This is a genomic window from Corynebacterium rouxii (assembly GCF_902702935.1).
GTDB lineage: Bacteria > Actinomycetota > Actinomycetes > Mycobacteriales > Mycobacteriaceae > Corynebacterium > Corynebacterium rouxii.
In genome coordinates, this window is sequence record NZ_LR738855.1 from 1,539,558 (window position 1) to 1,566,175 (window position 26,618).

Below are 26,618 nucleotides of genomic sequence, written 5' to 3' on the forward strand. Positions count from 1 at the left end.
TGAAACAAGGAGGACTTAAACCTCCATCAGCTCCGCTTCCTTCTTAGCAACAACCTCATCAACCTGAGCTACGTACTTAGCGGTGACTTTATCTAGCTCCTTTTCAGCAGCCTGAACTTCATCCTCGCCAGCATCGCCGTCTTTTTGGATCTTCTTTAACTGATCCATGCCTTTACGACGAACGTTGCGGATAGCGATCTTACCGTCTTCGCCCTTAGACTTTGCGAGTTTGGCCATGTCACGACGACGCTCTTCTGTCAGCTGCGGGATAGTAACACGAAGAACTTGGCCATCATTAGTTGGATTAACACCCAAATCTGAATTACGGATCGCATTCTCAATTTCGTTCATCATCGACATCTCGTAAGGCTTAATCAGCAGCATACGGGCCTCTGGGACAGAAATAGTTGCCATCTGCGTAATAGGAGTTGGAACCCCGTAGTAATCGGCAATTACACCATTAAACATTGCTGGGTTTGCACGACCAGTACGGATATTGACAAGCTCGTCACGAGTACGTTCCACCGAAGTGTTCATGTGCTCTTCAGCTTCAAACAGGATCTCATCGATCATTATATTGTCCTTTGCAGTTGTTCTAGGTAAGTCAAGGAACACTCAACAGCGGTGTTCGATCACACTTAATCTATCAGGATTGAACCAAAGTACCGATTTGTTCGCCCGCGACAGCACGAGCGATATTACCTTCTGTAAGAAGGTTAAACACCAAAATTGGCATCTTGTTATCCATGCACAGGCTAAATGCTGTAGCATCCGCAACTTTTAGACCCTTTTCAATCACTTCACGAGGAGTGATCTGGTGGAACAACTGTGCATCTGGGTTCGTGCGAGGATCATCATCATAGACTCCATCAACTGCTTTAGCCATGAGAAGCACTTCACAATCAATTTCTAAAGCACGCTGTGCTGCAGTCGTATCGGTGGAGAAATAAGGCATACCCATACCTGCACCAAAGATAACCACGCGCCCTTTTTCCAAGTGCCGCTTTGCACGAAGAGGCAAATACGGCTCAGCAACCTGGGCCATATTGATGGCGGTTTGTACACGACAGTCAATGCCTTCTTGTTCGAGGAAGTCCTGCAGAGCCAAGCAGTTCATAACAGTGCCCAACATACCCATGTAATCAGAGCGGTTACGATCCAAACCACGCTGTTGAAGCTGCGCGCCCCTGAAGAAATTACCGCCTCCAATAACCACGGCGATCTCCGCTCCGGTACGAGCAACACTGGCGATCTGTCGTGCCACATTTTGAACTACGTCTGGATCAATTCCTACTGCCCCACCGCCGAACATTTCACCGCCGAGTTTGAGCATTACTCGCTTGTAGCCAGTACGTTCGTTTTGGACACCTTCAGTCATGGTGTGTCGCCTCTCCGACCTTTCGGCCATAGTGTTGCTCACAGTAACGGTATTTTTAGTCCAACTAGAAAACCGCATAAATCGGATAACAGTTTACCGTTAATCTGCCACCTTGTCTTATTCACACCCCGAGCAACCAACAAGAAACGCCAAATAACACAATAATGCCCGTGCGCAAATGCACGGGCATTATTACTAGCCAAAAGCTACAGACACTGTAATTAGTGCTGGCCAACCTCATAGCGAGCGAAACCGGTCAAGGTAACACCGGCCTCATCCATGACCTGCTTAACAGTCTTCTTGCTGTCTGCAACGGAAGCCTGCTCAACCAAGCACACATCCTTGTAGAAGCCATTGAGACGCCCCTCAACAATCTTCGGGATTGCCTTTTCTGGCTTGCCCTCTTCACGAGTGATCTGCTCGGCGATGGAGCGCTCCTTCTCGATAACCTCAGCAGGAACATCCTCGCGGGTCAGGTACTGCGCCTTGAGAGCAGCAACCTGCATTGCAGCGGCGTGAGCAGCAGCCTGAGCTGCCTCGCCTTCGCCGGTGTAGGCAACCAAAACGCCCACTGCTGGAGGCAGATCAGCAGAACGCTGGTGGAGGTAAACGGATAGCTTCTCGCCTTCCAGGGTGATAGCGCGACGCAGCTCGAGCTTCTCACCAATCTTTGCAGACAATTCCTGAATTGCATCAGCAGCGGTCTTGCCATCGAGATCAGCAGCAGCAAGTTTCTCAGGGGTGTTTGCCTTAACAGCTGCAGCGGCGTCAGCAACCTTTTGAGCAAACTCCTTGAACTCTGCGTTCTTTGCAACGAAGTCTGTCTCGGAGTTGATCTCAACCATGGTGTTGCCAGAAACAGCAATCAGACCCTCGGTTGCGTTGCGCTCAGCGCGCTTTCCGACGTCCTTTGCACCCTTGATGCGAAGAACCTCAACGGCTTTGTCGAAATCACCGTTGGTTTCTTCCAGAGCCTTCTTGCAGTCGAGCATGCCAGAGCCGGTGATTTCACGCAGCTTCTTAACGTCAGCAGCAGTGTAGTTCGCCATGTTGTGGGCGACCCTCCTTGTATTGGAAAAATGTAAAAAGTTTTCTCGTAGACGAGCGTAGCTAACACGTGCCAATAATGCAGCTCTTTATTAGGTATGTGAGCGTACATAACGACACACCGTGTACTTGTACTCGAAAAATTCAGTCACCATATTCGAGCATAAAGCGACTAAAAGCTTTTACACGAGGCAAAAGCCCTCAAACCCGTACGCCCTGTAAGCCACATGAAGTTGTATAGCCTGCAAGTGTTCTATGGATTTGAGGGCTTGTAAAAAGCTATTACTTAGCCTCAGCTTCAGCTGCAACCTCTTCGGTTGCCTCAACCTTAGCTGCTACCTCGGTCTTGTTGGCATCGCCGGCTGCTTCCTTAGCAGCGGCAAGTGCACGCTCTTCGCGAGCCTTCTTGCCCTCGATAACTGCGTGAGAGATAACCTTGGTCAGAACGTCGATGGAACGAATTGCATCATCGTTGCCTGGAACTGGGAAGTTAACAACATCTGGATCACAGTTGGTGTCAAGAATTGCCACAACTGGGATGTTCAGCTTGTGAGCCTCGGAGACAGCGATGTGCTCCTTGTTCGTGTCTACAACCCACATAGCAGAAGGCGTCTTGGTCATGTCTGCGATACCGCCGAGAACGCGCTCCAACTTGGTGCGCTCACGGGTCAGCATGAGAACTTCCTTCTTGGTGCGACCCTCGTAACCGTTTTCTGCAGAGTCCATAGCCTGAAGCTCCTTCATACGGTGAAGTCGCTTAGAAACGGTCTGGAAGTTGGTGAGCATGCCACCAAGCCAACGGTGGTTGACGTAAGGCATACCAACGCGCTCAGCCTCGTTCTTAACGGACTCCTGAGCCTGCTTCTTGGTACCGACGTACAAGATGGTGCCACCGTGCGCAACCGTCTCCTTGACGAACTCGTATGCCTCGTCAATGTAGGTCAGGGTCTGCTGAAGGTCGATGATGTAGATGCCGTTACGGTCTGTGAAGATGAAACGACGCATCTTTGGGTTCCAGCGACGGGTTTGGTGTCCGAAGTGAACACCAGCGTCGAGAAGCTCGCGCATGGTTACGACTGCCATGAGTTGCCCTCTTTCTCAAGTTAAGTTTCGGTTATATACATGCAGGTTTTCCCTGCTTCCTAGCTGTCCTCGCACATATCCAGCACTCTGAAACTTTTTAAGGCAAAAGCCCAGAGACCACTGCTTTCAACGTTGTGCACTTAAAACACTTCGGGACCGCGCGTAGTCAGCACACCACATTAGGCGCACTGCTAACGCAAAAGCATAGACTTTTCAGTACAGTTTTCCAAACTGAATTTTCTATCTATCCACATCTATCAGTATCCATGGCTTCATTTAGTTCACACGCGTTTCATTTACCCCACCAATATCTGAGTTATCCCCTTTCCTGTGAATAAGTACTGAGCGCAAGTTATCCGCATCGGGTATGACCACAGATATGAAGAAAATACTTGCATCCATATCAAGTTTCCTATTAGCCCTTTTGATCGCCCGATCCGCTAGCGCAATCTCTATTAGCCTGCCGCCCTCGACTTATATCAATCCCGCCACTGGAGATCCATCAATAGCCCGCGTGATTCGTCCTTTTGATAAGCCTCAACACAATTGGCTCAAAGGCCATCGAGGAGTCGATCTCGATATTCCCGTCAACGGTACGGTACGAGCCGCTAATTCTGGAATCATTACTTTTGCTGGCAAGGTAGCTGGCAAGCCCGTGATTTCGATCGATCACCCCGATGGTTTAAGAACCACTTACCAACCGGTAACTACAGTCCTCAACACCGGAGATTCAGTAGCACGTGGAGAAGCAATCGGCATTCTAGCCCCAAGCGTCGACGGATTTCCGGGACTTCACTGGGGTGTACTTCAAGGAAAAGACGACTACCTCAATCCTCTTACCCTTCTCGAACCATTACTCATTCGACTAAAACCACCACAGATGAAGGCTCCGTCTCAATAACCCCTCACTAAGCACTACAAGTTTTTATACGCACGGGGATGTGCATTTTTATATGCTTCTTTGAGCCGTTGAGTACTTACATGTGTATATATCTGAGTGGTATTCAGCGATGAATGGCCCAGCATCTCTTGCACAACTCTGAGATCGGCTCCATTATCGAGCAGATGCGTTGCCGCTGTATGCCGCAATGCGTGAGGAGCTAGGCCGCCTATTCCATGTTCTTGGCCAGAGGTTTCCACGATTCGTCGCACTTGGCGTGGATCGATCCTTTTACCACGCACACCCACAAATAACGCATCCACTCCACTCGAGTATCCGGCAGAAATCAACATTTCACTACGCACTCCATTCAGCCAATGAGAAAGCGCCGCTGCAGCTTTGTCTCCAAATGGAACAATGCGTTGCTTATTTCCCTTACCTGTTACTCGAGCAGTCTGACGTTTGAGATCAACATCACCAGTATTCAATCCGCAAAGCTCAGATACGCGAATTCCCGATGCATACAGCAGCTCACAGATAGCACGATCACGAACAAAAGTATCTTCAGTCGTAGAAGCCGGCTCTTCGACGATATTCGTCATGGTGCGTTCACTTACCACCGTAGGCAATGTGCGTTGTACCTTTGGCGCTACCAACCGTGCAGCCACATCTATATCGCTGTAGCCATTACGCAGCAGCCATCCACTAAAAGCTTTTATCGACGCAGTACGACGCGCGATAGTTGCACGAGATTTACCATCTACTACCGCTTGTGCCAACCACTCTCGCACATTGTCCAACGTAAATCGATCCAAGGTAGCAAATCGATTCGCAAAACCAATGAGGTCACTTTTGTAAGAACGGACAGTAGCCGGTGATCGCCCTAAGCCCAATTCCAGATACTCACAGAAATCGTCAATAAGTTCGGTTAGTTGGGCTGGCATTTTTCCCTCTCAGTTAAATACACAGTAGAGGTGAAAAGCCTGTGACAACTTTTCACCTCTACTACTGACTCACCCATAGTGCATAACCCTAGTTCCGAAGCGATAAGAACCAAAGTGGACGCGATAGCCCACCTACGGAACCAGCCACTCGCTACGATAGATCTTATTGAGGAACCAGCCCGAACCTCAAAAAGCTTTACTTAGGCTTGCCTTTGTTACATTAAGGCATGATTGATCATCACGCAAGAGGCTATCCATAAAAAGTTTTAGCATCTACGCCAGTGGGCCCCCTCGCGCATGACGAGCTGCTTCTTTTCTAGATCACGCAGAATATGAACGCTAAGTCCAATCGGAATACCAGCAGCTGTTGCAACCATGTCAGTGGGCTGAAGATTTGTATCCAGCGAATCAAAGACTCTCATTTCATTCCTACTCAAGCTTTGAATTGGATCAGCTGCGAACTGCAGCTCATATTGCCCATTGGGGTCAAACTCGCCCAACGTTCCTACCAAAGCAAGAATTTCCTCAGCGCTACACACCAATTCGGCCTCTTTATTTCTAATGCGCTCATGGCAACCTAATGAACCAGTATTTGTCACTGGCCCAGGCACAGCCATTGCAACTCTTCCTAAAGCGCTTGCCCAGCTAAGAGTGTTAAGTGCACCAGAACGCCATGCAGCTTCAACGGCCACGGTTCCTTGAGATAATGCAGCTACTAGCCTATTGCGGGTCAAGAAACGGTGGCGATGAGGCGTTAATCCCGGCGCGTATTCACTGACTACGCATCCGTTTTCAGCAATTGAACGTAATAGTTCTGCGTTTTTACGCGGATAAGGTGCATCAAGTCCACGTGCACATACTGCTACTGTGGGCTTTTGCCGTTGCAGAGCTTCGGTGTGGGCTACGGTGTCTACACCTAGAGCTCCTCCTGAAATTATCGTCCAATGATGATCGGCAATCCCCGCTGCCAACATTGAGGTTGCATTCTTGCCATAGTGACTCATAGCACGGGTACCAACGACGGCCACGCTACGGTCAACTATCGTCGATAACGGTGCACCCCGAACCCAGAGGGCATGGGGGGCAACTGCATCGGATTGATATGAGCGCACTAGGGAGCTGGTGCCAGAGGCAGCAAAACCAAATGCAGTCTCGATTTTTTCCCGTGGCCATTCATCATCATCAGGAGTGACAAGCCTGCCACCGAGATTCTTGATTGTAGTTAGATCCTGTTTTTCTGATGAGACTGAATAGCGCGAAGCTGTCTCAGGCAAGATGGGCCCAAGCCACGCTTCTCTCTTTTTGATCCCCCATGCGATTTTTTCTACATCGGATTCTGTCTCTAAAAGCTGCTGGAGTGATCTGCTAGGTCCTTCAAAAACTCGAGACAAATATGCCCACGCTTCTAACCTGTTCATGCGGCATTCTCCCTAATACAATCATCGCGTAGCTCCAGTGCATACGCTGTGTGTCCTAAGTCAGGACGTGTTTTTCCTTCCAAATCACACAGTGTCCAAGCAACTTTCAGTGCACGATCAACTCCGCGTTGGCTCAGTTCACCGTCGCCAAGATAGGAGCTAAGAAGTGCCATCGATGCCTCATCTGCGGGGAAATGTCGCCGAAGGTGGTACGGATCCATCGCAGCATTGGTTGTTACAGTAAAACCTGCACTGCGCCAGCGATGTTCGCTACGCTCACGAGCACTTTGAACTCGTTCTGCAATCGACTTACTGGACTCTTGGTTTGCATCTGAAATCACTGCACCTTGAGCATGAGTACGTACAAAAAGATCAAGGCGATCGCGCAGTGGCCCCGAAATATTGTTCAAATACCGTGCTCGTGTTGTTGCGTTACATCGGCACTCGGTTGGAAGCTCCGCTGCGCAACGGCACGGGTTTGTGGCCATTACCAGTTGAAAACGTGCAGGAAAGGTAACTTCGCGACGATGCCGCATGATTTTGATTTCACCGCATTCCAATGGCATTCGTAAGCAATCAAGAATGTTTGCTGGTATCTCGCTAACTTCATCAAGAAACAAAACACCAGTATGTGCCAAGCTGGCAGCTCCGGGTTGAAGGTTTCCTGATCCTCCGCCTAATAGTGCTGCCTTAGTAATGGAATGATGTGGCGCTACAAACGGTGGGTGTGTCATGGGCCCGTTGAAGGCTTGCCCCATAACCGAGTGAATCGCTGTCGCTTCTATCATTTCTGCATGTGTAAGAGCAGGTAGAAGGCCAGCCATGCGTTGAGCAATCATGGATTTTCCGGAACCTGGTGGCCCAATCATAACAAGGTTGTGGCCACCGGCAGCGGCAATTTCGGCGGCCTTCTTTGCATCACTTTGTCCCACAACATCTTGCATATCGCCCACTTTGTGCGGCTGCGTTTTAGTTACGCACCCATCAAGTACCACATCATGAGCCGCAATCAAGTCATCTTTGCCCTTGAGCCATTCGGTTGTCTCGCTAATCGAGCGCGCAACAAGAACGTTCATTGCCGAACCATCAATTACCGCCATAGCTTCAGCAGCGTTTCCCCACGGAATGACCACATTCTTTATTTCGGCGCTACGTGCAGCCAACAATGCTGGCACTAATCCAGAAATCGGTTTAATCGCACCATCTAGGCCGATTTCCCCTAGAAACAGTGTGTTTTCGATATCGCGGCAATCAGAGTTATGTATCCCCGAAGCGGCCATGATGGCCATACATATTCCTAGGTCGAATTGCGCACCATTTTTTCGTAACGATGCTGGGGAAAGGTTGACTATCACTTTGGTTTTCGGCCACGGTAGCCCCGAGTTATTCACAGCAGTTTTGATTCGTTGACGCGCTTCTGCAACCGCAGCGTCGGCAAGCCCAACGATATAGGTGCCAGGTAAACCAGCTCCGATATTGGTCTCAACGTCAACGATAACGCCTGTAACCCCCGAGATTGCCGCTGATCGAGTTTTAGCAAGCCCCATATTCCACCCCTTGGTAACGCGTCATATCTAACTCACCATATTCATCGACGTGAACAGCAACGACGTCGAAGCGAATATCTGCAAATGGTTTCCCTTGAAGCCATATCGAAGCAGCCCTGTGAATCTTCCGCATTTTGGTTGGTGTGACGGCCTCAGCAGCATCCATGAGTGAAGATGAACGAGTTTTTACCTCGATGAACACTACTTCTCCTTGAGGACTCGTGGCGATAATGTCGATCTCCCCCACCGAAAATGCCACATTGCGTGCTGTTATGTCATAACCTTCGTTTGCATATTGCTGTGCCACGAAATCTTCACCGAGAACTGCTAAGTAGTGATTATGCCTAGCTGCCATCGTTGCCCCCTTTGTGTAATGCGAGTTTTTCTTCTTCAGGTTTGCGCCAAGCATGATGCTTTGGCAATTGCGGTGAAACGAACGCTTGGTTTTCTGTGGATAACTGTCTGTCAAAGCAGCAATCGTATGAGTTATCCACAGCTGCGTATGTTGGATCGATACACAAAAGCGCGCTTCATGGTAAGGGGCTACCGTGAAGCGCGCTTCTAAGTTAATACGAAAGTTTTGTCTTATTCTGGGATAACGAGATCAGGCTTATCGAGTTCTTCGATGTTGACGTCTTTATAGGTGATCACTCGGACATAGCGAACAAATCGCGCTGACCGGTACATGTCCCAAACCCACGCATCTGACATCCGAACTTCGTAGTACACATCCCCACCTTGGGTATGCGGGATCAGTTCTACTGCATTGGCAAGGTAAAAGCGCCGCTCGGTTTCTACCACGTACGAAAATTGGCTAACCACATCTCGGTATTCGCGGTACAAGGACAGTTCAACTTCTGCCTCATAATTATCGAGCTCTTCAGCGCTCATCGCTTACCTCCCTTATTGTGTCTTTTTTTGCAGCCATTGGTTGTGTGCTGCCTTCACATTGGAATAACTATATCGATGCTCAGGAGTTGCGCCGTGATGGCGCACCGCATCCATGTGACTCTTCGTCCCATAACCTTTATGATCTTCCAAACCATATTCGGGATATTGGGCGCCAAGATCATTCATAATGAGATCTCGCGAATGCTTTGCCAGAACACTTGCCGCAGCAATACACCGCGCTGCTGCGTCACCTCCAATAATGGGAAGCGAAGGACACCTCAGCCCAGGTACTCGCATGGCATCAGTAAGCACGTACCCAGGTGCTACATCAAGCTTTTCGACGGCACGTCGCATGCCGGAAATGTTGGCATGCTGTATGCCATATCGATCAATTTCAGCAGCACTGATGTGGACGATGGACCACGCCAGTGCATCATTCTTTATCAGCGGATATAGTTCCGCACGTTTTGCTGCACTCAATTTTTTCGAGTCTGTAAGTGCCTGAAGCTGTGCGATGGGACGCTGCGGCATAATACAAGCCGCAATCGTGATGGGTCCGCAACATGAACCGCGTCCAGCTTCGTCGACACCTGCTACCGGCCCAAGACCATGTTTATCCAAAGTAACTTCGAAGGTTCGAAGATGCTTCAGCGTCCGGATTTTGGGAGCTGGCAACGCACAGTAGTGTTCTTGAGTGATCACTGTTGGATATCGTAATCCTCGACTGCACCAATACGGTTAAATGGGAAAATCTTGAACTGAACTTTCCCCTTGAGGTTTTCTTTAGGGATGGTGCCTTGATACTGATCACCAATGTGGTAACGAGAATCCGCGGAGTTTGTCCGGTTATCGCCCATCATGAAGTAATTTCCTTCAGGTACCTTGATAGGTCCGAAGTAAAAGCCGCCGCACGCCTCTGATCCTGTGGTCTGGTCGACCGGATACGCTGGTGGCATCAGAGTATATGACGAGTCGATGACTTTACCGTCTACTTTGATGCCTTCATCGCCTTCAAGGCACTGCACCGTTTGACCCCCTGTTGCTACGATGCGTTTCACAAGGTCGTTTTCGTCTGGTGCTACTAATCCGACGAAAGCACCCGCATTTTGTACTCCACGAACCAGAGGATTTTCTGACCGTGAAGTGGTAAATCCGGTGTTCCATGATTCTGTACCTGCAAAAACTACAACGTCGCCGGCTTCTGGTTCACCAAAACGATAAGCCAGCTTATCTACATAAATTCGGTCTCCGGTACACCCTGCACATCCATGAAGCGTCGGCTCCATTGACTGACTTGGGATCATATAGACTCGTCCGACGAATGTTTGAAGCAAGGTGATCACGAGAAGGGTCACCACTACGACCAAAGGGATTTCCACAAACCATGGCAGTGGCTTCTTGTCATTGTCGTGCGTTTCGACGCCATCCGTGAGGGACGCAGTCTCGTTATTAGCTGAACTCACCTTGAGAACTCTAGCAGCTGATTCAGTCATCGAATGAAAAAACACCCAGCCACGCTCCCTGCGTCGCGCAGGAAGAGAAAGCTGAGCGCTTCGTGCTAGAGCACTGAGCAAGGAAGCTATTAGCGCTTTTCCTTGATCTTGGCTGCTTTACCACGCAGGTCGCGCAGGTAGTACAGCTTCGCACGACGAACGTCACCGCGGGTAACAACCTCGATCTTGTCGATGTTAGGGGTGTGTACTGGGAAGGTACGCTCAACACCGATACCGAAGGAAACCTTACGGATGGTGAAAGTCTCGCGAACGCCAGCACCCTGACGACGAATGACTACACCCTTGAAGATCTGGATACGGGACTTGCTACCCTCGATAACCTTAACGTGAACGTTGAGGGTATCACCTGGGCGGAAAGCTGGGATATCGTCGCGCAGCGAAGCTGCATCGACCTTGTCAAGAAGGTTCATAAAACCAATTCCTTACTTTTATAGGACAGAGGACCCTAGCGGCTTTTCCCTCATCAGGGCGCTCGGCCGGTTCGTGCCCGAGACATGGAAGCAGCCGTCTCTACCAGAGACAGACAACTTGAAAGATTATGCCAGTGAAAAACTGGTATTTCAAGTTAATCCGCGCAGAAAATCTAATGGCCAAATCCTGCACGTTTCAGCGCATCTGCAAGAGATCCGTTTGCAGCGGGGCTATTTTTAGCCTTACTACCCGATCGCTTCGGTTTTGCACCCGAATGTTCCCGAGTTTCGGAACGCTGACGCGGCTTTGCGGGGTCGTCGTTAAGCCTCATTGTTAATCCGATTCGCTTGCGTTGTGTGTCAACATCAACCACCTTGACTCGCACCACTTGACCGGAATGAACAACCTGATGGGGATCAGAGACGAAAGAGTCTGACAGTGCTGATACGTGCACGAGCCCATCTTGATGAACTCCGACATCTACGAATGCGCCAAATGCAGCAACATTTGTCACGGTTCCTTCCAAAACCATTCCAGGTTTAAGATCTGAAATCTTTTCGATTCCTTCTTTAAAAGTCGCTGTCTTAAATTCTGGGCGCGGATCACGACCCGGTTTATCCAACTCCGCAATAATGTCAGTAACTGTCGGAATACCAAAGCGCTCATCAGCAAAATCCGCCGGACGAAGCGAAGACAAAACGCGGGAGTTTCCGATCAACTTATCCACAGAAAGCCCTGTAGCTTCGGACATTTTACGAACAACCGGATAAGCCTCAGGGTGGACAGCAGAGGCATCGAGTGGATCCTTACCGCCTGAAATCCGCAAGAAACCTGCACACTGCTCAAACGCCTTCGGACCCAATCTTGGCACCTTTTTTAAGGCTGTACGGTTGACAAAGGCACCATGTTCATCACGATAATGGACAATATTTTCTGCAATGGTTGGGCTGACACCCGCTACCCTGGCAAGCAAAGGAACCGAGGCAGTATTGAGATCAACACCTACTGCATTAACCGCATCTTCAACCACTGCATCAAGCGTCTTCGCCAAAGCCGTTTGGTTTACATCGTGCTGATACTGCCCCACTCCGATCGCTTTCGGATCAATCTTGACCAACTCGGCCAGAGGATCTTGAAGTCTACGAGCGATAGAAACTGCGCCACGAAGCGAAACATCCATATCTGGGAACTCCCGTGCAGCAGTCTCAGACGCTGAATACACCGAAGCACCAGCTTCAGAAACAACGACCGGCGTAGGGCGTGCTCCCCCAGCCTTTTTCAATAGATCCGCTACTTCATGCGCCAACTTTTCAGTCTCACGAGAAGCGGTGCCATTACCGATAGCCATCAGATCAACATGATGTGTAGCACATGCCGAAGCAAGCGTCTGCACTGCTTGGGTCCACTGGTTTTGCGGCTGGTGCGGGTAAACGATCACCGTATCAAGTACTTTTCCGGTGGCATCTACCACAGCGCATTTCACTCCATTGCGATAGCCAGGATCGAGTCCAAGTGTCGCACGCTGTCCTGCTGGTGCAGCTAGGAGGACGTCGCGAAGGTTTCGCGCAAACACCTCGAGAGCGCCGGCCTCCGCTTTTTCCTTCAACCTCATACGAACATCTAAGGCAGCAGAAACCTGCAGCTTAGTACGCCACCCCCAGCGAATAGCTTGAGCCAGCCATGCAGAATTGGTGTCTAGCTTAAAGCGATCAGCGATCATGCCTTGGTAGATTTCATCATCTCCGGCATCCAGATCAAGCTGCAAAACGCCTTCGTTTTCACCCCTGAGCAGCGCCAAAAAGCGGTGACTTGGCAGCGAGTCAAAGGCCTCAGAAAACTCAAAATAGTCTTTGAATTTCGCCCCCTCAGTTTCTTTTCCGGCGACGACTCCCGCACGCATAGTTCCGGTGGAGTACATACGTTCACGCACATTACCTACGAGATCAGCATCCGTGGCGAATCGATCGACAAGGATGGCGCGTGCACCTTCAAGTACTTTCTTGGGGTCCTCGAAACCAGCAGTTATATACGGCTGAGCGCGCTGCTCGGAATCAGCGCTTGGATGTGCGATGAGCTCATCAACCAGTGCTTCAAGGCCAGCTTCGCGTGCGTTATCAGCCTTAGTTTTACGGCGTTTTTTGTAAGGAAGATAGAGATCTTCCAGTCGCGCCTTGGTATCGCACTCAAAAATCTTGCGACGCAGCTCATCGGTCAGCTTGCCTTGTTCCTCAATTGCTTCCGCAATACTGTGCTTGCGTTCTTCTAATTCACGCAAATACGAAGCACGCTCTTCGATGATACGAAGCTGCGAATCATCGAGTCCCCCTGTCGCTTCCTTTCGGTAGCGAGCAATAAACGGCACCGTATTGCCCTCTGCAAGCAATGTCAGCGCCGTTTCGATCTGGGATTGTTTCACACCAAGTTCTTTGGCAATGGTAGCTGCAATCATTCGAACAATCCTAGCAGCCGCCTAGTTACACATCTGCCTGCCATGCGCACGCAGCAGTAACACTTGGTTCGATCTCACCTACTAACGAGGTCCCGTACCAGTAGCTTCCTTCTGGCAGCTGACGCACAACACATTCGGTGGCTTTTCGCAGTTCACCATCAAATTCTCCGGTAATAACTACCCTATGAAGTTGCTCTGAAGTGGGAATCGTCCCATGCTCCTGCTGCCACTGATTAACCAGCATATTGTCCGGTTCACAGGTCAAGTCGATTACTTCGGCACGAATATCCGTAACGTTGTATCCCACAGCTGAAAGTTGTTGTGCAATTTCAGACGCCACCTGATCCCATTGCATAGGAGAAATCAGCAGCTGAAGATCAGTTGAGATTATCACTGGTGTTTCCTCGCCGCAGGCCTTCTACATAGGCTTGGTCGTGTCGATCCAGCTCCATACCATCCAGCAATTCTGGGCGTACTTCCCACGTGCGTTTGAGGGATTGTTCTCGCCTCCACCGTTCGATCTTGGCATGATTGCCGCTAGTGAGCACTTCAGGTACTTCGAATCCACGCCATTCACGAGGTTTGGTATAGCTTGGGCCTTCCAACAAGCCGTCGGAAAAGCTATCGTCTTGATGCGACTGAGTATTTCCAAGGACACCTGGGATGAGGCGAACTACGGCTTCAGCGATGACAAGAACGGCAACTTCTCCACCGATGAGAACATAATCGCCGATGGAGACTTCACGTACTCGATAGGTTTTCTTAGCATCTTCGATAACGCGTTGATCGATGCCTTCGTATCGCCCACAAGCAAAAACAATGTGCTCTTCGTTAGACCACGCGCGTGCATCTTCTTGAGTAAAGGGTGCACCAGCTGGCGTGGGAACCAAAAGCAACGGTTTATCGGCTTCTGCTATCTCTGCGGCATCATAACCTGCAAATTGAATACCTTCTAGCTCATCATGACGAGGCTTATCGACGTGCACGCGTGCCGAATCTAATTGCGCACCCATGTGCGCTTTACCCGACATGGTAGCTACATCATCAAGCGCCGGTCCCCACACCGTTGGCTTCATCACCATTCCTGGCCCACCGCCGAAGGGAGAATCGTCGACAGACTTATGCGCATCTTCAGCCCACAACCGCAGATCATGAACACCGACACTAAGCAAATCTTTCTCGATCGCTTTCCCTAAAAGTGCGTGTCTTAGCGGATCAAGATATTCAGGGAAAATTGTGATGACATCAAGTCTCATTAAAGTTCCAGCAGCCCTTCCGGTGGAGTAATCACACACGTTCCAGCGTCAAGATCAACTTCGGGAACGATATCGTGGACGAATGGAATAAGAACCTCTTTACCGCTTTCAAGGGTTACTTCTAAAAGTGATTGAGCTGGCCCATGTATAACTCCGGATACTTCACCAATTTTCTTTTCTCCGTGGATAACGGCTAGACCTTCTAGCTCATGGTCATAGAATCCATCGTCGTCATCGTCATCGAGTGGAGCTGCGAAAAAGCGCGTACCCCGTAGGCTATCAGCAGCAGTACGATCGGCAATTTCTTTAAATTTCACGAGAAGTCGATTTTGATGTGGTCGCACAGATGCAATTGTGAGGGAATGTTCTTTCCCGCCTTGTCGCCCGTTGAGAATTTCACCCTGCGCGAACCGAATCTCTGGTTCTTCCGTAGTTACCTCAATGGCAACCTCACCACGAATACCATGGGATTTCACCACACGACCAATCATTAATTCCATGAGATCTAAGGCTACCGCATGCCAGTAATCTTCAGAATCTCAAACCTCATAATGATATGAGAAAACCCCACGATACTTTCCCTACCCGCAGGTAGGATCATTAAGCATCGTGGGGTTAAGAAAACTGTTTTACTCAGCAGCCTCTTCAGCTGGAGCTTCCTCAGCCTTTGCGGCTTCCTCAGCCTCAGCTGCAGCCTTAGCAGCAGCTTCTTCCTTAGCTTTCTTCTTCTTTTCGGTGATAGCCTCAGCGGTTGGGCCCTCGTTAGCCTCTGCAAGAGCCTGGTTGAACAGCTCGAGCTTGGATGGCTTAGGCTCTGCAACCTTCAAGGTGCCCTCTGCACCCTCAAGACCCTTGAACTTCTGCCAGTCACCGGTGACCTTCAGCAGAGCAAGAACTGGCTCGGTTGGCTGTGCGCCAACACCCAACCAGTACTGTGCGCGCTCAGAATCGATCTTGATGACAGATGGATCCTGCTTTGGCTCGTAGATACCAATGTTCTCGATGACCTTACCGTCACGACGAGTGCGAGCGTCTGCAACGACTACACGGTAGTGAGGGGTACGGATCTTACCCAAGCGCTGAAGCTTGATTTTAACTGCCATGATGGCTCCTTTATGTGGGTCACTGGGAAGTACAGACGTTCACCTTTTAGCGAACCGGTTCATCCCTTGATTTACCTGCGGTGACTCACACCGGCCGACCGTAGACGGTGACGGTATGACGCAGGAAAAGAATACAAGCTGCCCTACTACAGACAACTTCAGTAAATATAGTCGGTGCCACCGACACTTTCAAATCAGAATGTGTCAGCGGCACCGACTATAAAGCAAATCTATTACTTCTTGCCTTGACCGAAATCAAGGTTGTTGAGATCAATATTTTCCATGCCTTTTGGAAGTTTAGGCATTCCAGGAAATCCTCCCATCCCTGGCATACCGCCACCCTGCTCCATCTGCTGCTGAAGTTTTTGCAATTCCGCCATGTTCGGCATACCCGGCATACCGCCCATATTCGGCATTCCGCCACTGCGATTCTTAGCAGGCTTACGTTTACCGTTTTTACCTTTTCGACCTTTGGGCTTCTTCTTGGTAGCACTACGCGATCCACCACCCATGCCGAACTGGCCAGCCATTTTGTTCATCATCTTCTTCGCTTCAAAGAAGCGCTCTACAAGCTGATTAACTTCGGCTACCGAAACTCCTGAACCAAGAGCAATACGCTTGCGTCGAGAAGCGTTCAAGATCTTTGGATCGTTGCGCTCAGCTGGAGTCATGCCGCGAATGATCGCCTGAATACGGTCGAGCTGCTTCTCATCAACCATATCCGCCATGTCCGACATAGCTTTTCCACCAGGCAGCATCTTCAAAATGTTGCCTAGTGGCCCCATTCGACGCACCATGAGCATCTGGTTCAAGAAATCGTCGAGAGTAAGTTCGCCAGTACCGAGCTTTTGTGCAGTTTCCAGTGCTTGTTGCTGATCGAGTTTCTTTTCTGCTTGTTCGATCAGCGTCAACATATCGCCCATGCCGAGAATTCGGCTAGACATACGCTCTGGGTGGAAAATGTCGAAGTCTTCAAGCTTTTCACCGGTAGAGGCAAACATGATCGGTTTGCCGGTGACTTCTCGAATAGATAGCGCTGCACCACCGCGGGCATCACCATCAAGCTTGGTCAAAACAACACCAGTGAAATCCACGCCATCGCGGAAAGCTTCTGCAGTATTAACTGCATCTTGACCAATCATCGCGTCGATGACAAACAGAACTTCATCCGGATTAATAGCATCACGAATGTTGCGAGCCTGCGTCATCAAGGCTTCGTCGATGCCCAAGCGACCAGCTGTATCGACGATGACAATATCATGTTGGGTACGCTTGGCTTCTGCGATACCCTGTTGTGCCACTGCTACTGGGTCACCATGGGACGTACCCATTTCATGATCACTGGAATCGATAGAGGTACCTGGATCCGGTGCAAAGGTAGGAACACCTGCTCGCTCACCAACGATCGTCAGCTGCTGAACAGCGCCGGGGCGTTGCAAGTCGCAAGCAACCAGCATCGGAGTATGCCCCTGCTCCACCAGGTGCTTAGCCAATTTACCTGCGAGAGTGGTCTTACCAGCACCCTGCAAACCAGCCAACATGATCACCGTTGGCGGGTTCTTCGCTAGGTTCAATCGTCGTGTTTCGCCACCAAGAATTCCCGTTAGCTCTTCATCAACAATCTTGATAACTTGCTCTGCTGGATTAAGCGCTTTGGAGACTTCAACGCCTAACGCACGATCTTTTATCCTCGAGATAAATCCACGAACGACTGGTAATGAAACATCGGCTTCGAGCAACGCAAGGCGGATCTCTCGGGCAACGGTATTGATGTCAGCCTCAGTAACCTTGCCCTTAGAACGCAACCCAGAAAGGGCATTGCCGAGCCGGTCAGATAGGGATTCAAACACGAGACGTACTCTCCTCTAAAACTTTATTTCTCCAGCAACCATATGACACGTGGAGATCGGCGATGCAGCGCAGCAACACCCAGACCCATTATCTTTTAACGTACCTATGCTAACCGTTGGTGAGCACGCGGGTCACATCACGCTCAACTTTGGAGCGATCAAAGCCATCTTTCAGCTCGCATTGCACAATCATCGTGGCGCCTGGATTAGACATCCGCGCCCACTTAAGGTCAGGTAGCACTCCCAATAAGTGGCCTAGTGCAGCTCGACGATCTGTCGTGCGCACTTCCAAGATATTACCGACCCAGAAACTCGCGCATTTGCCACGATCCAACGGTGGTAAGGACGAGTGCACGCCTGACTTGTACGCCTGCTCAAATTCCGCAGAGTCGAAACGCGTGCCGAGTCGGTTATATACCCTCATACGCGCTGAAACTCCCACCGAGCCGTTTTCAGATGCTGGTTCATCATCCGAAGACACCACGACAATTTCTGCGGATTCAATGTTCCATTCCTTAGCAGCTATCAATGCTAGGACGCGCACTATCTCCCTGACATAGTCACCAGACCATTCCACTTCTGCCGCATAGTTCTTCCCTGTTGGCAAGGTGTCTTTAACAACTGTTAAGGCCAGTGGCGAGACAGCACTCAGCGAAGGTGGATTAGGGACGATAGCGGTAAGACGTTGCCGCGCCTGCGCGCACAGCTCTCGTGTGCCGTATCGCAGTACTGCGCTCCACACCCCAGGGGCAGTCCCCTGGGCATCCGCCTCAACTAGTGCCTCTAGCAGATCAAGAGTCAATAGATCATAGTTGACCGCATCAAGAAGTTTGTCTATCGCCTCTGCGCTTGTTGGGTTATAGCGTCCAACAATGTGCGGAATTATGGTGTGCTGTGCGACAAGTGTCTCTACGATTTGAGTATCAGAAGGGTTGAGCCGCAACGTTGTAGCCATATCGACGACAAATTCTGCGCCGACCTCTTCATGACGACGCCCATACCCCTTGCCAATATCGTGGAATAAGGCTGCAAGGAATAACAGATCAGGACGCGCAACTCGAATACTTTGCGTCGCACAGTTGGCTGTTACCACCATGCTATGAACATCAATAGTGTGAATATGCACGGATTCACGTGGCATACGTCCCCTAATATGCTCCCATTGTGGGATCATTGCTGACCAAAATCCATGCTCGTCAAGTTCTCGGATAACTCGTTGACTATGTACCGAAGAACTAAGCAATGCAAAAAAGTTGCTAGCAGCAGCACTCGGCCATGTAGGTGGCATGCTAGGAACAGTTTCGAGTTGTTTCCATGCTGATTCCGAAATCGTCATACCTGTTCGCGCGCTTGCTGCAGCAACTCTAAGCACTAAGCTGGGATCCTCCAGATTTGGGGTTCTCGACAACGCAAGAGTCCCGTCAACTTCGACAACATCAATATCAACTGGTCGACGTACTGCTTTTCGTACGCTACTTCGCCGCGGGAGCAGATTGCGCGCTGTAGACAATGCGGCATTAGTGGCATCATCGATAGTGCGTGCAGCTTTTGCCAAGCTTCTCGATAAGTCGTATCGGTCTTCACATCCCAAGTCCAAAGCGACGTCAACAGCAAATTCTGGATCGAGCACATCACGTGCCCTGCCCGCATGTTGATGAAGCATTGTACGTATGTTGAGCAATAGTTGGCGTTCCTCACCAAGAGGACGTTTGTCACAAAGGTTTCCTAGAGCTAATGCTCTGATCAGCTCAATATCTCGTAGCCCACCCCGCCCATGCTTGAGATCAGGGTGGGTCATGTCCACAACGGATCCAGAACGATTCCACCGAGCAATCGCAGTATCAGTCACATCGTTGAAATTTTTCTTCAGTTCCCGACGCCATTGCTCTAGCACGACGCAGCGGGTTGTCGCCGTTAACTGTGGATCTCCGCTGCAATGAGAAATATCTAGTAATGCCAATGCTGCCGTAGGTTCGGCAGAAATCATATCGGCGCATTCTTTGGGAGTGCGCACGGTATAGTCCAACCGGATTTTTGCATCCCAAATGGGATACCAAAAGTGTTCTAGCCCTGAAGGAATACTGCCTTCCGGATGTAAAAGAATAAGGTCAATATCCGAATAACTTGTCATCTCGCGTCGCGCCAAAGACCCCGTAGCGGCGATTGCACAACTAGGGGGAATCTGAAGCTGCGAGATGACAGCTAATGCTTGCTCACAGGCTCGTTCTCGGATATCAGCCGGCGTGGCAGAAAAGGGCATCATTGACAATGAATCTAGACCGCGCTGTCGCCGCGCTCGCCGGTGCGCACACGGATCAAGTCATCGACCGTAGTAACCCACACTTTCCCGTCGCCAATCTTTCCGGTGTGTGCGGAATCAACGATTGCTTTAACAACGTCGTCTAGCAAGTCATCATTGATCACTATTTCAATTTTGATCTTTGGTACGAAATCAACTGCATACTCTGCACCACGGTAAACCTCAGTGTGACCTTTTTGCTGGCCAAAACCTTGAGATTCGGTGACTGTCATGCCATGAACGCCCACTTGCTCTAGGGAATCTTTAATATCCGTCAAGGTGAAAGGTTTGACGATAGCCGTCACCAGCTTCATAGGGGATCTCCTCACGATGTTGTACCTCGACATAAGGCAACAGTTTTCACTCCTACCTCGTGCATACGGGGACTAGTTTAGCGAAACTCTGAACCAGCATTGTCATAGGCGGTTTCGGCGTGGACAGCTTTGAAACCAGATGGACGCCTACGATGTCTAGGGTGTCGTCGTAACGCAATCGATATTTCCAATCAACCCCAAAAGCTCGGCTACCCCTGCTGCAGTCGTATTCATCCATGCCAATGCGGCAGTTCCGTTGGCTCCAAACGCTGATCCACCATTAAAACTCAACCATGCAAACCATAACAACGCCGCGCCTAGCATCACCATCGGAAAATTGTGCGGACGTTGCGGAGAGCGCAGAAAACTTCGACGCTTGCCGACGACCAATGCAAGCACCACGCCCGATACACCTGAGGACACCTCGATGACCGAACCACCTGCAAAATCGATCGGCGCAATAGCTGCACGCCCATCATGAGTACCAAATAGATGTGCTGCTATGTCTTCAGACGCTGCTGAAAGTAGGTCATCATTCCACACCATACAAACTAATGGGCAATAAACCAGAGTGACCCACAAACCAACAAACGTAAGCCATGTACCAAATTTCACTCGCTCTGCATTAGCACCAGAAATCAACGCGGTAGCAATCGCAGCAAATGTAAGTTGAAACCCGATATCTATCACATTGGCATATCCGTGGCTGCCGTCAACGATGTTCCTGTCGTCTGTGATCACTGCATTGTGCAGTCCAAAGAACTCAAAGGGATGCGCAAAAACTCCCGCGACACCATGGTGTCTGAACGAGATGGACCAACCCCAGCCGATATACGCCACTATCACCACGAAAAACATCTTAAAAATAGACATAAAAATCCCCCTTTCAGCCGTTATTTGAACAATTACATGCTCATAGAAACAACGATAAAAGGGGGACATACAAGCTTAAGGTGCATTAAGCACCACGGCACATCAGCCTAGTAAAGCGTCGACGAACCCTTCGACCTCGAAAGGCGCTAGATCATCAGAGCCTTCTCCTAAACCAACCAATTTCACTGGTACACCTAATTCTTCTTGGACCTGGAAAACAATTCCGCCCTTCGCCGTACCATCTAGCTTGGTCAATACCACACCGGTGATATTGACTACCTCAGAGAACGTCCGTGCCTGAGCCAGACCATTTTGGCCCGTCGTAGCATCAAGAACTAAAAGAACCTCATCGACGACAGCCTTCTTTTCCACCACGCGCTTAACCTTGCCCAGCTGATCCATTAAGTTGGAAGAATTGTGCAAGCGTCCGGCGGTATCAATAAGAACGACATCAGCATGAGAATCTACGCCATAAGCCACGGCATCAAACGCAACCGATGCTGGATCCGCGCCTTCAGCACCACGGACAGTATGCGCATTTACGCGACGTCCCCACGTCTCCAACTGATCTGCGGCTGCAGCACGGAAAGTATCAGCTGCGCCCAGCACCACCGAGTGCCCCAATGACACTAATACACGGGCAAGTTTTCCGGTCGTCGTGGTCTTACCAGTGCCATTTACTCCTACAACCAATACAACGGCGGGTTTGCCGTCGTAAGGCATCGCTTTAATAGATCTATCGAGTTCAGGCTTGCACGCATTAATGAGGCATTCGCGTAGCATAGCGCGGGCTTGTGCCTCGTTTTCTACACCGCGTTCCGCGATCAGCTGACGTAGCTGATCAATAACAGCCGTGGTGATTCCAACGCCAAGATCCGCCTGAATCAACAAGGCTTCGATATCTTCCCAAGCCTCTTCATCCAAGTCGCCAGCCGATAGCATTCCCAAGACAGACTTACCGAACACGTTATGGGAACGCGCGAGGCGCCCACGCAAACGTCCAATTCGACCAACTGCTGGATCAATGGAATCCGTGACAGCCTCGGCAACCGGTGCCTCTTCTACATCCGATGGTTCTGATACTTCACGCGCCTCAGCTGCAGCCTCAGCTACTACGTCAGCAGCCAGAGCAGCCTCTTGAGCCTCAGTCTCTGCAGCGTTGTTCGTATCAGGTTGAGGCTTGTCAAATTCTTCGAGTGCATCGAAATTATCGCGAGCAGCTTGCTCAGTTTCTACGCGAAGCTGTTCTTCCTCACGCAGCTGAGCAGCCTCTTCTACAACTGCTTGAGCTTCTTCTGCTGCTTTGTCTGCATCAGATTCAGATTCCACTTGGTGATCTAAAGGTTGCTCGGAATCCACAATGGGAGCTTCTTCATGCGGCAACTCAGGTTCCTGAATCGAGCCCACGGGCGGCGTAGCAGGGACTGCATCTTTAACAGCCATAGGCGCCTGCGCGGGCGCGAACGAAAACTCTCCTTGTGCTTGGTAGTTTCCAGATCGCTGCTGTTGCGTAAGTTGTTTCTGCTCTGAATCTGCGGCGGATTCGAAGCTTACGGTCTTCGCTTTTTTATTTCGCTGGGCAATGATCACGCCAATAACAACGGCGAAAATCACAACCACGGCAATAATGACGACTATCGGGATGAGGTTCATACATCTAATAGTGGCAAATTGCCGTGGCTTTTACACCTTTTGGGGGCTACGATAGCCCCCGCAGCACTGATGCTTTACGCAATTCCTGGTTTCTTCATGGCCAAAATGATGGCATCTGCGGCAATGAGATCTCCGGTGACAAGATCAGGAACGATATCAGCAAGTTTTGCCCAACCGGGTGTTGCGGAATCGAGCGTTTTGTTCGAAGAAATAAATCCATGGGCATGCATGCGGGCAGCTAGAGCCAACACCAAAGAAACAACAGGGGTAAGCGACCACATGTTTTCTGGCGCGTTCGTATCAACACCATCGAGCTTGTCAAACCTGATTCGTGCCAGTGAATAAAGGTTCTTATCTGTGCTCCGCAGGGTACGTAGCAATGTCACAGCAGACTTGATGAGTCCTTCACTTGCCAGTAGCTCGTTTAGCTCAACACGCTTGTTAAACGTTTCAAAAACAGCAAGAAGTCGGTTGCCGTCGTCCATGATTAAGCCTGGCACGATCTTCGACCGCGAGAAGAACATCTCAAGCAATGCTTCTTGTTGAGCTTTTGCCATACCTGCAATAGCAACCGTGGATTGGTCAATACATGCTGTGTCCAAAGTGGTATCACGAGCCGTTTTGACAATCGCTACCGCATTTTCGCCGGCCAGCTCCTTAATCTCGGCCAACAACGCACGCTTTGCGACGACCCCCTCGCTCAGCTTCTTGCCAGCAGGCGCAGGGGCATCTGTTTCCAGTTCAATCGGCTTACCAGATTGATCAGTCATTGCGTCAAGGGAGCCCAAGAGCTCAAGGACTGCAATCCAAGGTGCGCGGTGATGCGAGGACCCAGATTCATCGTTGGAGGCGGTGAACTTCGCACGAACAAGTCCACTTTCTACAACCCTGCCAGGCTGTTTTTCCGCTGGGACTAGTGACTCCGACAGGCCAGTAAGCGCTGCGCTGGGATTGCTTACAAATGCAGTGCGAACAGCTCGGGCGGACTCACCTTGTGCAACACCGGTAGTCACCATGTCCCAGAGCACTGACATGATTTCGTTGGCATCAGGGACCTCTTCGGTCTCCCCTGCCAAGAATGCTGACAATGCGCCTAGGTTAGGATCCGTACCTACATAATGGCCAGGTTGATCCAGTGTTACCGCTGTCACGCCACTAGCAACGGGCGTTACCAATGTCATGAACGGATCTTTAATATGCAGCTGTGCAACTAATGGACCGGCGTCACGCAACTGTTCTGGAAGCACCACGCGACCATCGATGACCGAGAATGCGCGAGCGGTTTCCCATGGTGCGGTTGCAGGCCACACCCACACTCCGAGACCGCGCTCCCCTGCACCAGTCACCGTGATAATTCCATCAACCAGCTCCATAGTTTCCGGCTCAGTCGATTGAATGTCTGCAAGAGCAACCGACACACGACGATCACTCATCGGGTCCGTCCATTCAAAGTCGATACGACCCGAAGGAACGCTATTAGTCGAGCTAGCGATTGCAGAAATCGGCGCTACATAAGTAAGACCGCCATCACAACTCGACAGCTTGGCTGTTTTAATCGGTGCACCATGGTTGTTTCGTACGGTTACTTTAGGATCACCTAGCATCCCTGTACCACGGATGCGCAAGGAAGCCTTCATATCAACATCGCGTGGACGCAACGTGACACGGCTTGCACGCCACATTGGTGGTTCCGACACCATAGGCAATTCGAAATTCAAACGTGGTGGTGTAAAACGAAGCGGCAGCTGGTCGCCTTCTTCAGTGGAAACGACAAGGTCCGCTGCTGGCTGCTGAGGTCCAACCACTACCTCGTGGGGCTCTACAGCAAATTCTTTAGCCCCAGAACGCAAAGTTAAAACAGTCTCGCTTAGTCCGCCACCTGATGGAATGCGGAAAGAACGGCAAGCGCCCACAATGTTGACGTTTGCTTGCACACCTTCGACGATCGCAAACTCATGGCGGAAACTCTCGTTACGCGGACCGCGCAAACGTACGAGGTATTCGCCCACCCACGGAGCGTCGTAAAGCTCTGGATCGAAAACAGCAAAAGCGCCGCCTTCTGCAGGAATTTCTAGTGGCTCGGGCGCAGTAATTTCATCGCCTGCAACTCCAGCACCAGCGAAGGAAGAAATAGACAAGAACCATGTTTCGGTGCGCCCAGAAGGAGTCGGTGGAAACTCAGCAATGAGCGATTCCGAATGAACAGGAAGCCCACCGGTAGTTTTCAGAAAATCCACTGGCTCACTGGGAGCTAGGAACCGAACACGCTGCCGTGGATCAATACTACGCAGCGTTTCCATATTGGCATTTTTGCCAGGTTCTACCGCTGACAACGACGTCACATGAGAAACATCAAGATAGCGAGCTACCCATTTGTCCCATCCCTCAACAGCTGTCTCGGAATCGGCCACGATGTCATCACCGCTCACCACATCTGTCAACGTCACATCTTGAGGCGTAACCACGATAAGACTCTGGTGATGCAAAGCCACCTTATCTGTAACATTTGTGCCACGGGAGCTAAAAACTAGCGCAGGATCATCATGTGCCAGTACGGGAACAGTCCACGTAATTTCGTTCGTCTCGTCTTGAACCGTCAGTTCACGAACAGGCCGCTCAATATGAACATCCAATGATTCGGCAAAGCCACTGGTATCTCCCCATGGGCTACCGGTGTGATAGATCTTTGTCGTGCCTTCAATGCTCACACGCCACGTAATCTCGCCACGAGTACCGTCATCGGCAATCGGAAGGCGCTGCTCAGGCAAGCGGAGATACACTTTGCTTCGATCAGCATCGAATAGAATACGAGGGCGCATCTCACGGCTTGCCACACCGACTGAAGCCTCACGATCAACTGTGCCCACGGGGCGTTCACGAAGTTCTGACACTACAGAGAACTCAATGGGGCGCGGCAATTGTGGTGTGAGATGTTCGCGCGAACGGTCAAACCACGAGTCATGATGGTCCACCGCAAATTGTCGAACAGCTGCTACACCATCAATAAGTTCTGTGATTGCGGCAGGCGCAATCTGTAATGCAGTAGCCAACAATGGGAGGTTTTCTTGTTGAGCAATCGCTGCAACAAGATCTTCACTCGACACAGCTCCTTCGGCATTGACCGCGTCCAAGTACTCTAACAATGCCGGAACTTCGTTGTTCACAATTCCAGCTTGCGTGCACAAAGAAACAATGGCTGAAAGTGCATCCGTTGCCTCTTGTGCTCCAAGGAGCTCAAAACGAGCTAAAGACTGTGGAATTGCGGCCATGATAGCAGCTGTTGCTTCATCGATGTCGATAACCGAAGACTCATCGGTTGCAAGTCCAAGGCCACCTAGGAATTCAGAAACAAAATCATCGATTTCGACTACGCGACGAGCACGAGCCACCAAGGTGGTCAATGTCAACGCAGGACTTACACCAATCAGTGCAGCGAAATCGGCACCAGCGAGCAACTGACGGGTAAGAAAAATGCCGTAGAGACGCTCAATACGCTCAAGTTCATCGTCGCTAAGCCCCGCGGCGATGACGAGTCCGCCTCCAGCCAAACGTTGAGCCAGTTCCAATTCGGTTTGCGATGCCCATCCAAGAAGTGAGTCGGTGAGATCTGCAATTGGATGAACTGGCTCGGTCATGAATCCTCTTTCTTTCGGTGTCTTGACAGGTCGTGAGATGAAAAAGACAAGACAAAAACAATACAACGAATTC

Annotated in this window: 24 protein-coding genes; 1 reads left to right on the forward strand and 23 read right to left on the reverse strand. The window is 50.4% G+C overall.

Going from position 1 to position 26,618, the window contains the following annotated elements; translation table 11 throughout:
- Positions 1–15: 15 nt before the first annotated feature.
- The 4 genes from frr to rpsB all read right to left on the reverse strand — a co-directional run bounded on the left by frr (position 16) and on the right by rpsB (position 3,508).
- Entirely contained in the window at positions 16–573 is a 558-nt protein-coding gene (gene frr / locus CIP100161_RS07655) for a ribosome recycling factor (RefSeq protein WP_010935112.1), read from the reverse strand.
- Positions 574–646: 73 nt separating this feature from the next.
- Positions 647–1,378, reverse strand: a complete 732-nt coding sequence (gene pyrH, locus CIP100161_RS07660; RefSeq protein WP_014302074.1) for a UMP kinase — start codon at positions 1,376–1,378, stop codon at positions 647–649.
- A 221-nt stretch (positions 1,379–1,599) separates the two neighbouring features.
- On the reverse strand, positions 1,600–2,427 hold the full coding sequence (tsf, locus tag CIP100161_RS07665; protein ID WP_155873316.1) for a translation elongation factor Ts: 828 nt from the start codon (positions 2,425–2,427) through the stop codon (positions 1,600–1,602).
- A 280-nt stretch (positions 2,428–2,707) separates the two neighbouring features.
- A complete protein-coding gene (gene rpsB / locus CIP100161_RS07670) occupies positions 2,708–3,508 on the reverse strand; it encodes a 30S ribosomal protein S2 (RefSeq protein ID WP_155873318.1) in 801 nt (266 codons plus the stop codon).
- Positions 3,509–3,887: 379 nt separating this feature from the next.
- Here rpsB and CIP100161_RS07675 point away from each other — a divergent pair, with 379 nt between their 5' ends.
- Positions 3,888–4,409: a M23 family metallopeptidase gene (locus CIP100161_RS07675; RefSeq protein ID WP_155873321.1), complete on the forward strand. Its 522-nt coding sequence runs from the start codon at positions 3,888–3,890 to the stop codon at positions 4,407–4,409.
- Between the two features lie 14 nt (positions 4,410–4,423).
- On the opposite strand, the gene CIP100161_RS07680 is transcribed toward CIP100161_RS07675, so the two are convergent.
- The 19 genes from CIP100161_RS07680 to CIP100161_RS07770 all read right to left on the reverse strand — a co-directional run bounded on the left by CIP100161_RS07680 (position 4,424) and on the right by CIP100161_RS07770 (position 26,545).
- Entirely contained in the window at positions 4,424–5,332 is a 909-nt protein-coding gene (locus CIP100161_RS07680) for a tyrosine recombinase XerC (RefSeq protein WP_155873323.1), read from the reverse strand.
- Positions 5,333–5,598: 266 nt separating this feature from the next.
- Complete coding sequence (dprA, locus tag CIP100161_RS07685; protein WP_155873325.1) at positions 5,599–6,750, reverse strand: DNA-processing protein DprA; 1,152 nt, start codon at positions 6,748–6,750, stop codon at positions 5,599–5,601.
- The gene (locus CIP100161_RS07690) at positions 6,747–8,297 is read right to left on the reverse strand and encodes a YifB family Mg chelatase-like AAA ATPase (RefSeq protein ID WP_155873327.1); all 1,551 of its coding nucleotides are present in this window, start codon (positions 8,295–8,297) and stop codon (positions 6,747–6,749) included. Before CIP100161_RS07690 ends, dprA begins: the two co-directional genes overlap by 4 nt.
- Complete coding sequence (locus CIP100161_RS07695; RefSeq protein WP_232053129.1) at positions 8,284–8,652, reverse strand: YraN family protein; 369 nt, start codon at positions 8,650–8,652, stop codon at positions 8,284–8,286. The genes CIP100161_RS07690 and CIP100161_RS07695 overlap by 14 nt, the downstream gene beginning before the upstream one ends.
- A gap of 230 nt (positions 8,653–8,882) precedes the next feature.
- Entirely contained in the window at positions 8,883–9,188 is a 306-nt protein-coding gene (locus CIP100161_RS07700; protein WP_003851985.1) for a DUF2469 domain-containing protein, read from the reverse strand.
- Positions 9,189–9,200: 12 nt separating this feature from the next.
- On the reverse strand, positions 9,201–9,890 hold the full coding sequence (locus CIP100161_RS07705; protein ID WP_155873331.1) for a ribonuclease HII: 690 nt from the start codon (positions 9,888–9,890) through the stop codon (positions 9,201–9,203).
- Complete coding sequence (gene lepB, locus CIP100161_RS07710; protein ID WP_088262101.1) at positions 9,887–10,681, reverse strand: signal peptidase I; 795 nt, start codon at positions 10,679–10,681, stop codon at positions 9,887–9,889. The genes CIP100161_RS07705 and lepB overlap by 4 nt, the downstream gene beginning before the upstream one ends.
- Positions 10,682–10,770: 89 nt before the next feature.
- On the reverse strand, positions 10,771–11,112 hold the full coding sequence (gene rplS / locus CIP100161_RS07715; RefSeq protein WP_155873333.1) for a 50S ribosomal protein L19: 342 nt from the start codon (positions 11,110–11,112) through the stop codon (positions 10,771–10,773).
- 173 nt (positions 11,113–11,285) lie between these two features.
- Entirely contained in the window at positions 11,286–13,562 is a 2,277-nt protein-coding gene (locus CIP100161_RS07720; RefSeq protein WP_155873335.1) for a Tex family protein, read from the reverse strand.
- A gap of 25 nt (positions 13,563–13,587) precedes the next feature.
- Entirely contained in the window at positions 13,588–13,956 is a 369-nt protein-coding gene (locus CIP100161_RS07725) for a hypothetical protein (RefSeq protein ID WP_010935128.1), read from the reverse strand.
- Positions 13,940–14,818, reverse strand: a complete 879-nt coding sequence (gene trmD, locus CIP100161_RS07730) for a tRNA (guanosine(37)-N1)-methyltransferase TrmD (protein WP_155873337.1) — start codon at positions 14,816–14,818, stop codon at positions 13,940–13,942. Before trmD ends, CIP100161_RS07725 begins: the two co-directional genes overlap by 17 nt.
- Positions 14,818–15,318, reverse strand: a complete 501-nt coding sequence (gene rimM, locus CIP100161_RS07735; protein WP_085713559.1) for a ribosome maturation factor RimM — start codon at positions 15,316–15,318, stop codon at positions 14,818–14,820. Before rimM ends, trmD begins: the two co-directional genes overlap by 1 nt.
- Positions 15,319–15,447: 129 nt before the next feature.
- Positions 15,448–15,921 carry a 30S ribosomal protein S16 gene (gene rpsP, locus CIP100161_RS07740; RefSeq protein ID WP_014303577.1) on the reverse strand — a complete coding sequence of 158 codons (474 nt, stop codon included), beginning with the start codon at positions 15,919–15,921 and terminating at the stop codon, positions 15,448–15,450.
- Positions 15,922–16,154: 233 nt separating this feature from the next.
- Entirely contained in the window at positions 16,155–17,771 is a 1,617-nt protein-coding gene (gene ffh, locus CIP100161_RS07745) for a signal recognition particle protein (protein ID WP_010935131.1), read from the reverse strand.
- A gap of 109 nt (positions 17,772–17,880) precedes the next feature.
- Positions 17,881–20,034: a [protein-PII] uridylyltransferase gene (locus CIP100161_RS07750; RefSeq protein WP_155873339.1), complete on the reverse strand. Its 2,154-nt coding sequence runs from the start codon at positions 20,032–20,034 to the stop codon at positions 17,881–17,883.
- A gap of 11 nt (positions 20,035–20,045) precedes the next feature.
- Positions 20,046–20,384, reverse strand: a complete 339-nt coding sequence (locus tag CIP100161_RS07755) for a P-II family nitrogen regulator (RefSeq protein ID WP_010935133.1) — start codon at positions 20,382–20,384, stop codon at positions 20,046–20,048.
- Positions 20,385–20,540: 156 nt separating this feature from the next.
- Positions 20,541–21,257 (reverse strand): ammonium transporter, encoded by a 717-nt coding sequence (locus tag CIP100161_RS07760; protein WP_070794650.1) that lies wholly within the window; start codon positions 21,255–21,257, stop codon positions 20,541–20,543.
- Between the two features lie 102 nt (positions 21,258–21,359).
- Entirely contained in the window at positions 21,360–22,910 is a 1,551-nt protein-coding gene (gene ftsY / locus CIP100161_RS07765; RefSeq protein ID WP_014302089.1) for a signal recognition particle-docking protein FtsY, read from the reverse strand.
- Positions 22,911–22,984: 74 nt separating this feature from the next.
- Entirely contained in the window at positions 22,985–26,545 is a 3,561-nt protein-coding gene (locus tag CIP100161_RS07770) for a hypothetical protein (protein ID WP_155873341.1), read from the reverse strand.
- Between the last annotated feature and the right edge of the window lie 73 nt (positions 26,546–26,618).

Bases quoted from the DNA above. Each gene is read 5' to 3' on its own strand.
- frr (WP_010935112.1), bottom strand. From the start codon at position 573: ATGATCGATGAGATCCTGTTTGAAGCTGAAGAGCACATGAACACTTCG.
- pyrH (WP_014302074.1), bottom strand. From the start codon at position 1,378: ATGACTGAAGGTGTCCAAAACGAACGTACTGGCTACAAGCGAGTAATG.
- tsf (WP_155873316.1), bottom strand. From the start codon at position 2,427: ATGGCGAACTACACTGCTGCTGACGTTAAGAAGCTGCGTGAAATCACC.
- rpsB (WP_155873318.1), bottom strand. From the start codon at position 3,508: ATGGCAGTCGTAACCATGCGCGAGCTTCTCGACGCTGGTGTTCACTTC.
- CIP100161_RS07675 (WP_155873321.1), top strand. From the start codon at position 3,888: ATGAAGAAAATACTTGCATCCATATCAAGTTTCCTATTAGCCCTTTTG.
- CIP100161_RS07680 (WP_155873323.1), bottom strand. From the start codon at position 5,332: ATGCCAGCCCAACTAACCGAACTTATTGACGATTTCTGTGAGTATCTG.
- dprA (WP_155873325.1), bottom strand. From the start codon at position 6,750: ATGAACAGGTTAGAAGCGTGGGCATATTTGTCTCGAGTTTTTGAAGGA.
- CIP100161_RS07690 (WP_155873327.1), bottom strand. From the start codon at position 8,297: ATGGGGCTTGCTAAAACTCGATCAGCGGCAATCTCGGGGGTTACAGGC.
- CIP100161_RS07695 (WP_232053129.1), bottom strand. From the start codon at position 8,652: ATGGCAGCTAGGCATAATCACTACTTAGCAGTTCTCGGTGAAGATTTC.
- CIP100161_RS07700 (WP_003851985.1), bottom strand. From the start codon at position 9,188: ATGAGCGCTGAAGAGCTCGATAATTATGAGGCAGAAGTTGAACTGTCC.
- lepB (WP_088262101.1), bottom strand. From the start codon at position 10,681: ATGACTGAATCAGCTGCTAGAGTTCTCAAGGTGAGTTCAGCTAATAAC.
- rplS (WP_155873333.1), bottom strand. From the start codon at position 11,112: ATGAACCTTCTTGACAAGGTCGATGCAGCTTCGCTGCGCGACGATATC.
- CIP100161_RS07720 (WP_155873335.1), bottom strand. From the start codon at position 13,562: ATGATTGCAGCTACCATTGCCAAAGAACTTGGTGTGAAACAATCCCAG.
- trmD (WP_155873337.1), bottom strand. From the start codon at position 14,818: ATGAGACTTGATGTCATCACAATTTTCCCTGAATATCTTGATCCGCTA.
- rimM (WP_085713559.1), bottom strand. From the start codon at position 15,318: ATGGAATTAATGATTGGTCGTGTGGTGAAATCCCATGGTATTCGTGGT.
- rpsP (WP_014303577.1), bottom strand. From the start codon at position 15,921: ATGGCAGTTAAAATCAAGCTTCAGCGCTTGGGTAAGATCCGTACCCCT.
- CIP100161_RS07750 (WP_155873339.1), bottom strand. From the start codon at position 20,034: ATGATGCCCTTTTCTGCCACGCCGGCTGATATCCGAGAACGAGCCTGT.
- CIP100161_RS07755 (WP_010935133.1), bottom strand. From the start codon at position 20,384: ATGAAGCTGGTGACGGCTATCGTCAAACCTTTCACCTTGACGGATATT.
- CIP100161_RS07760 (WP_070794650.1), bottom strand. From the start codon at position 21,257: ATGTCTATTTTTAAGATGTTTTTCGTGGTGATAGTGGCGTATATCGGC.
- ftsY (WP_014302089.1), bottom strand. From the start codon at position 22,910: ATGAACCTCATCCCGATAGTCGTCATTATTGCCGTGGTTGTGATTTTC.
- CIP100161_RS07770 (WP_155873341.1), bottom strand. From the start codon at position 26,545: ATGACCGAGCCAGTTCATCCAATTGCAGATCTCACCGACTCACTTCTT.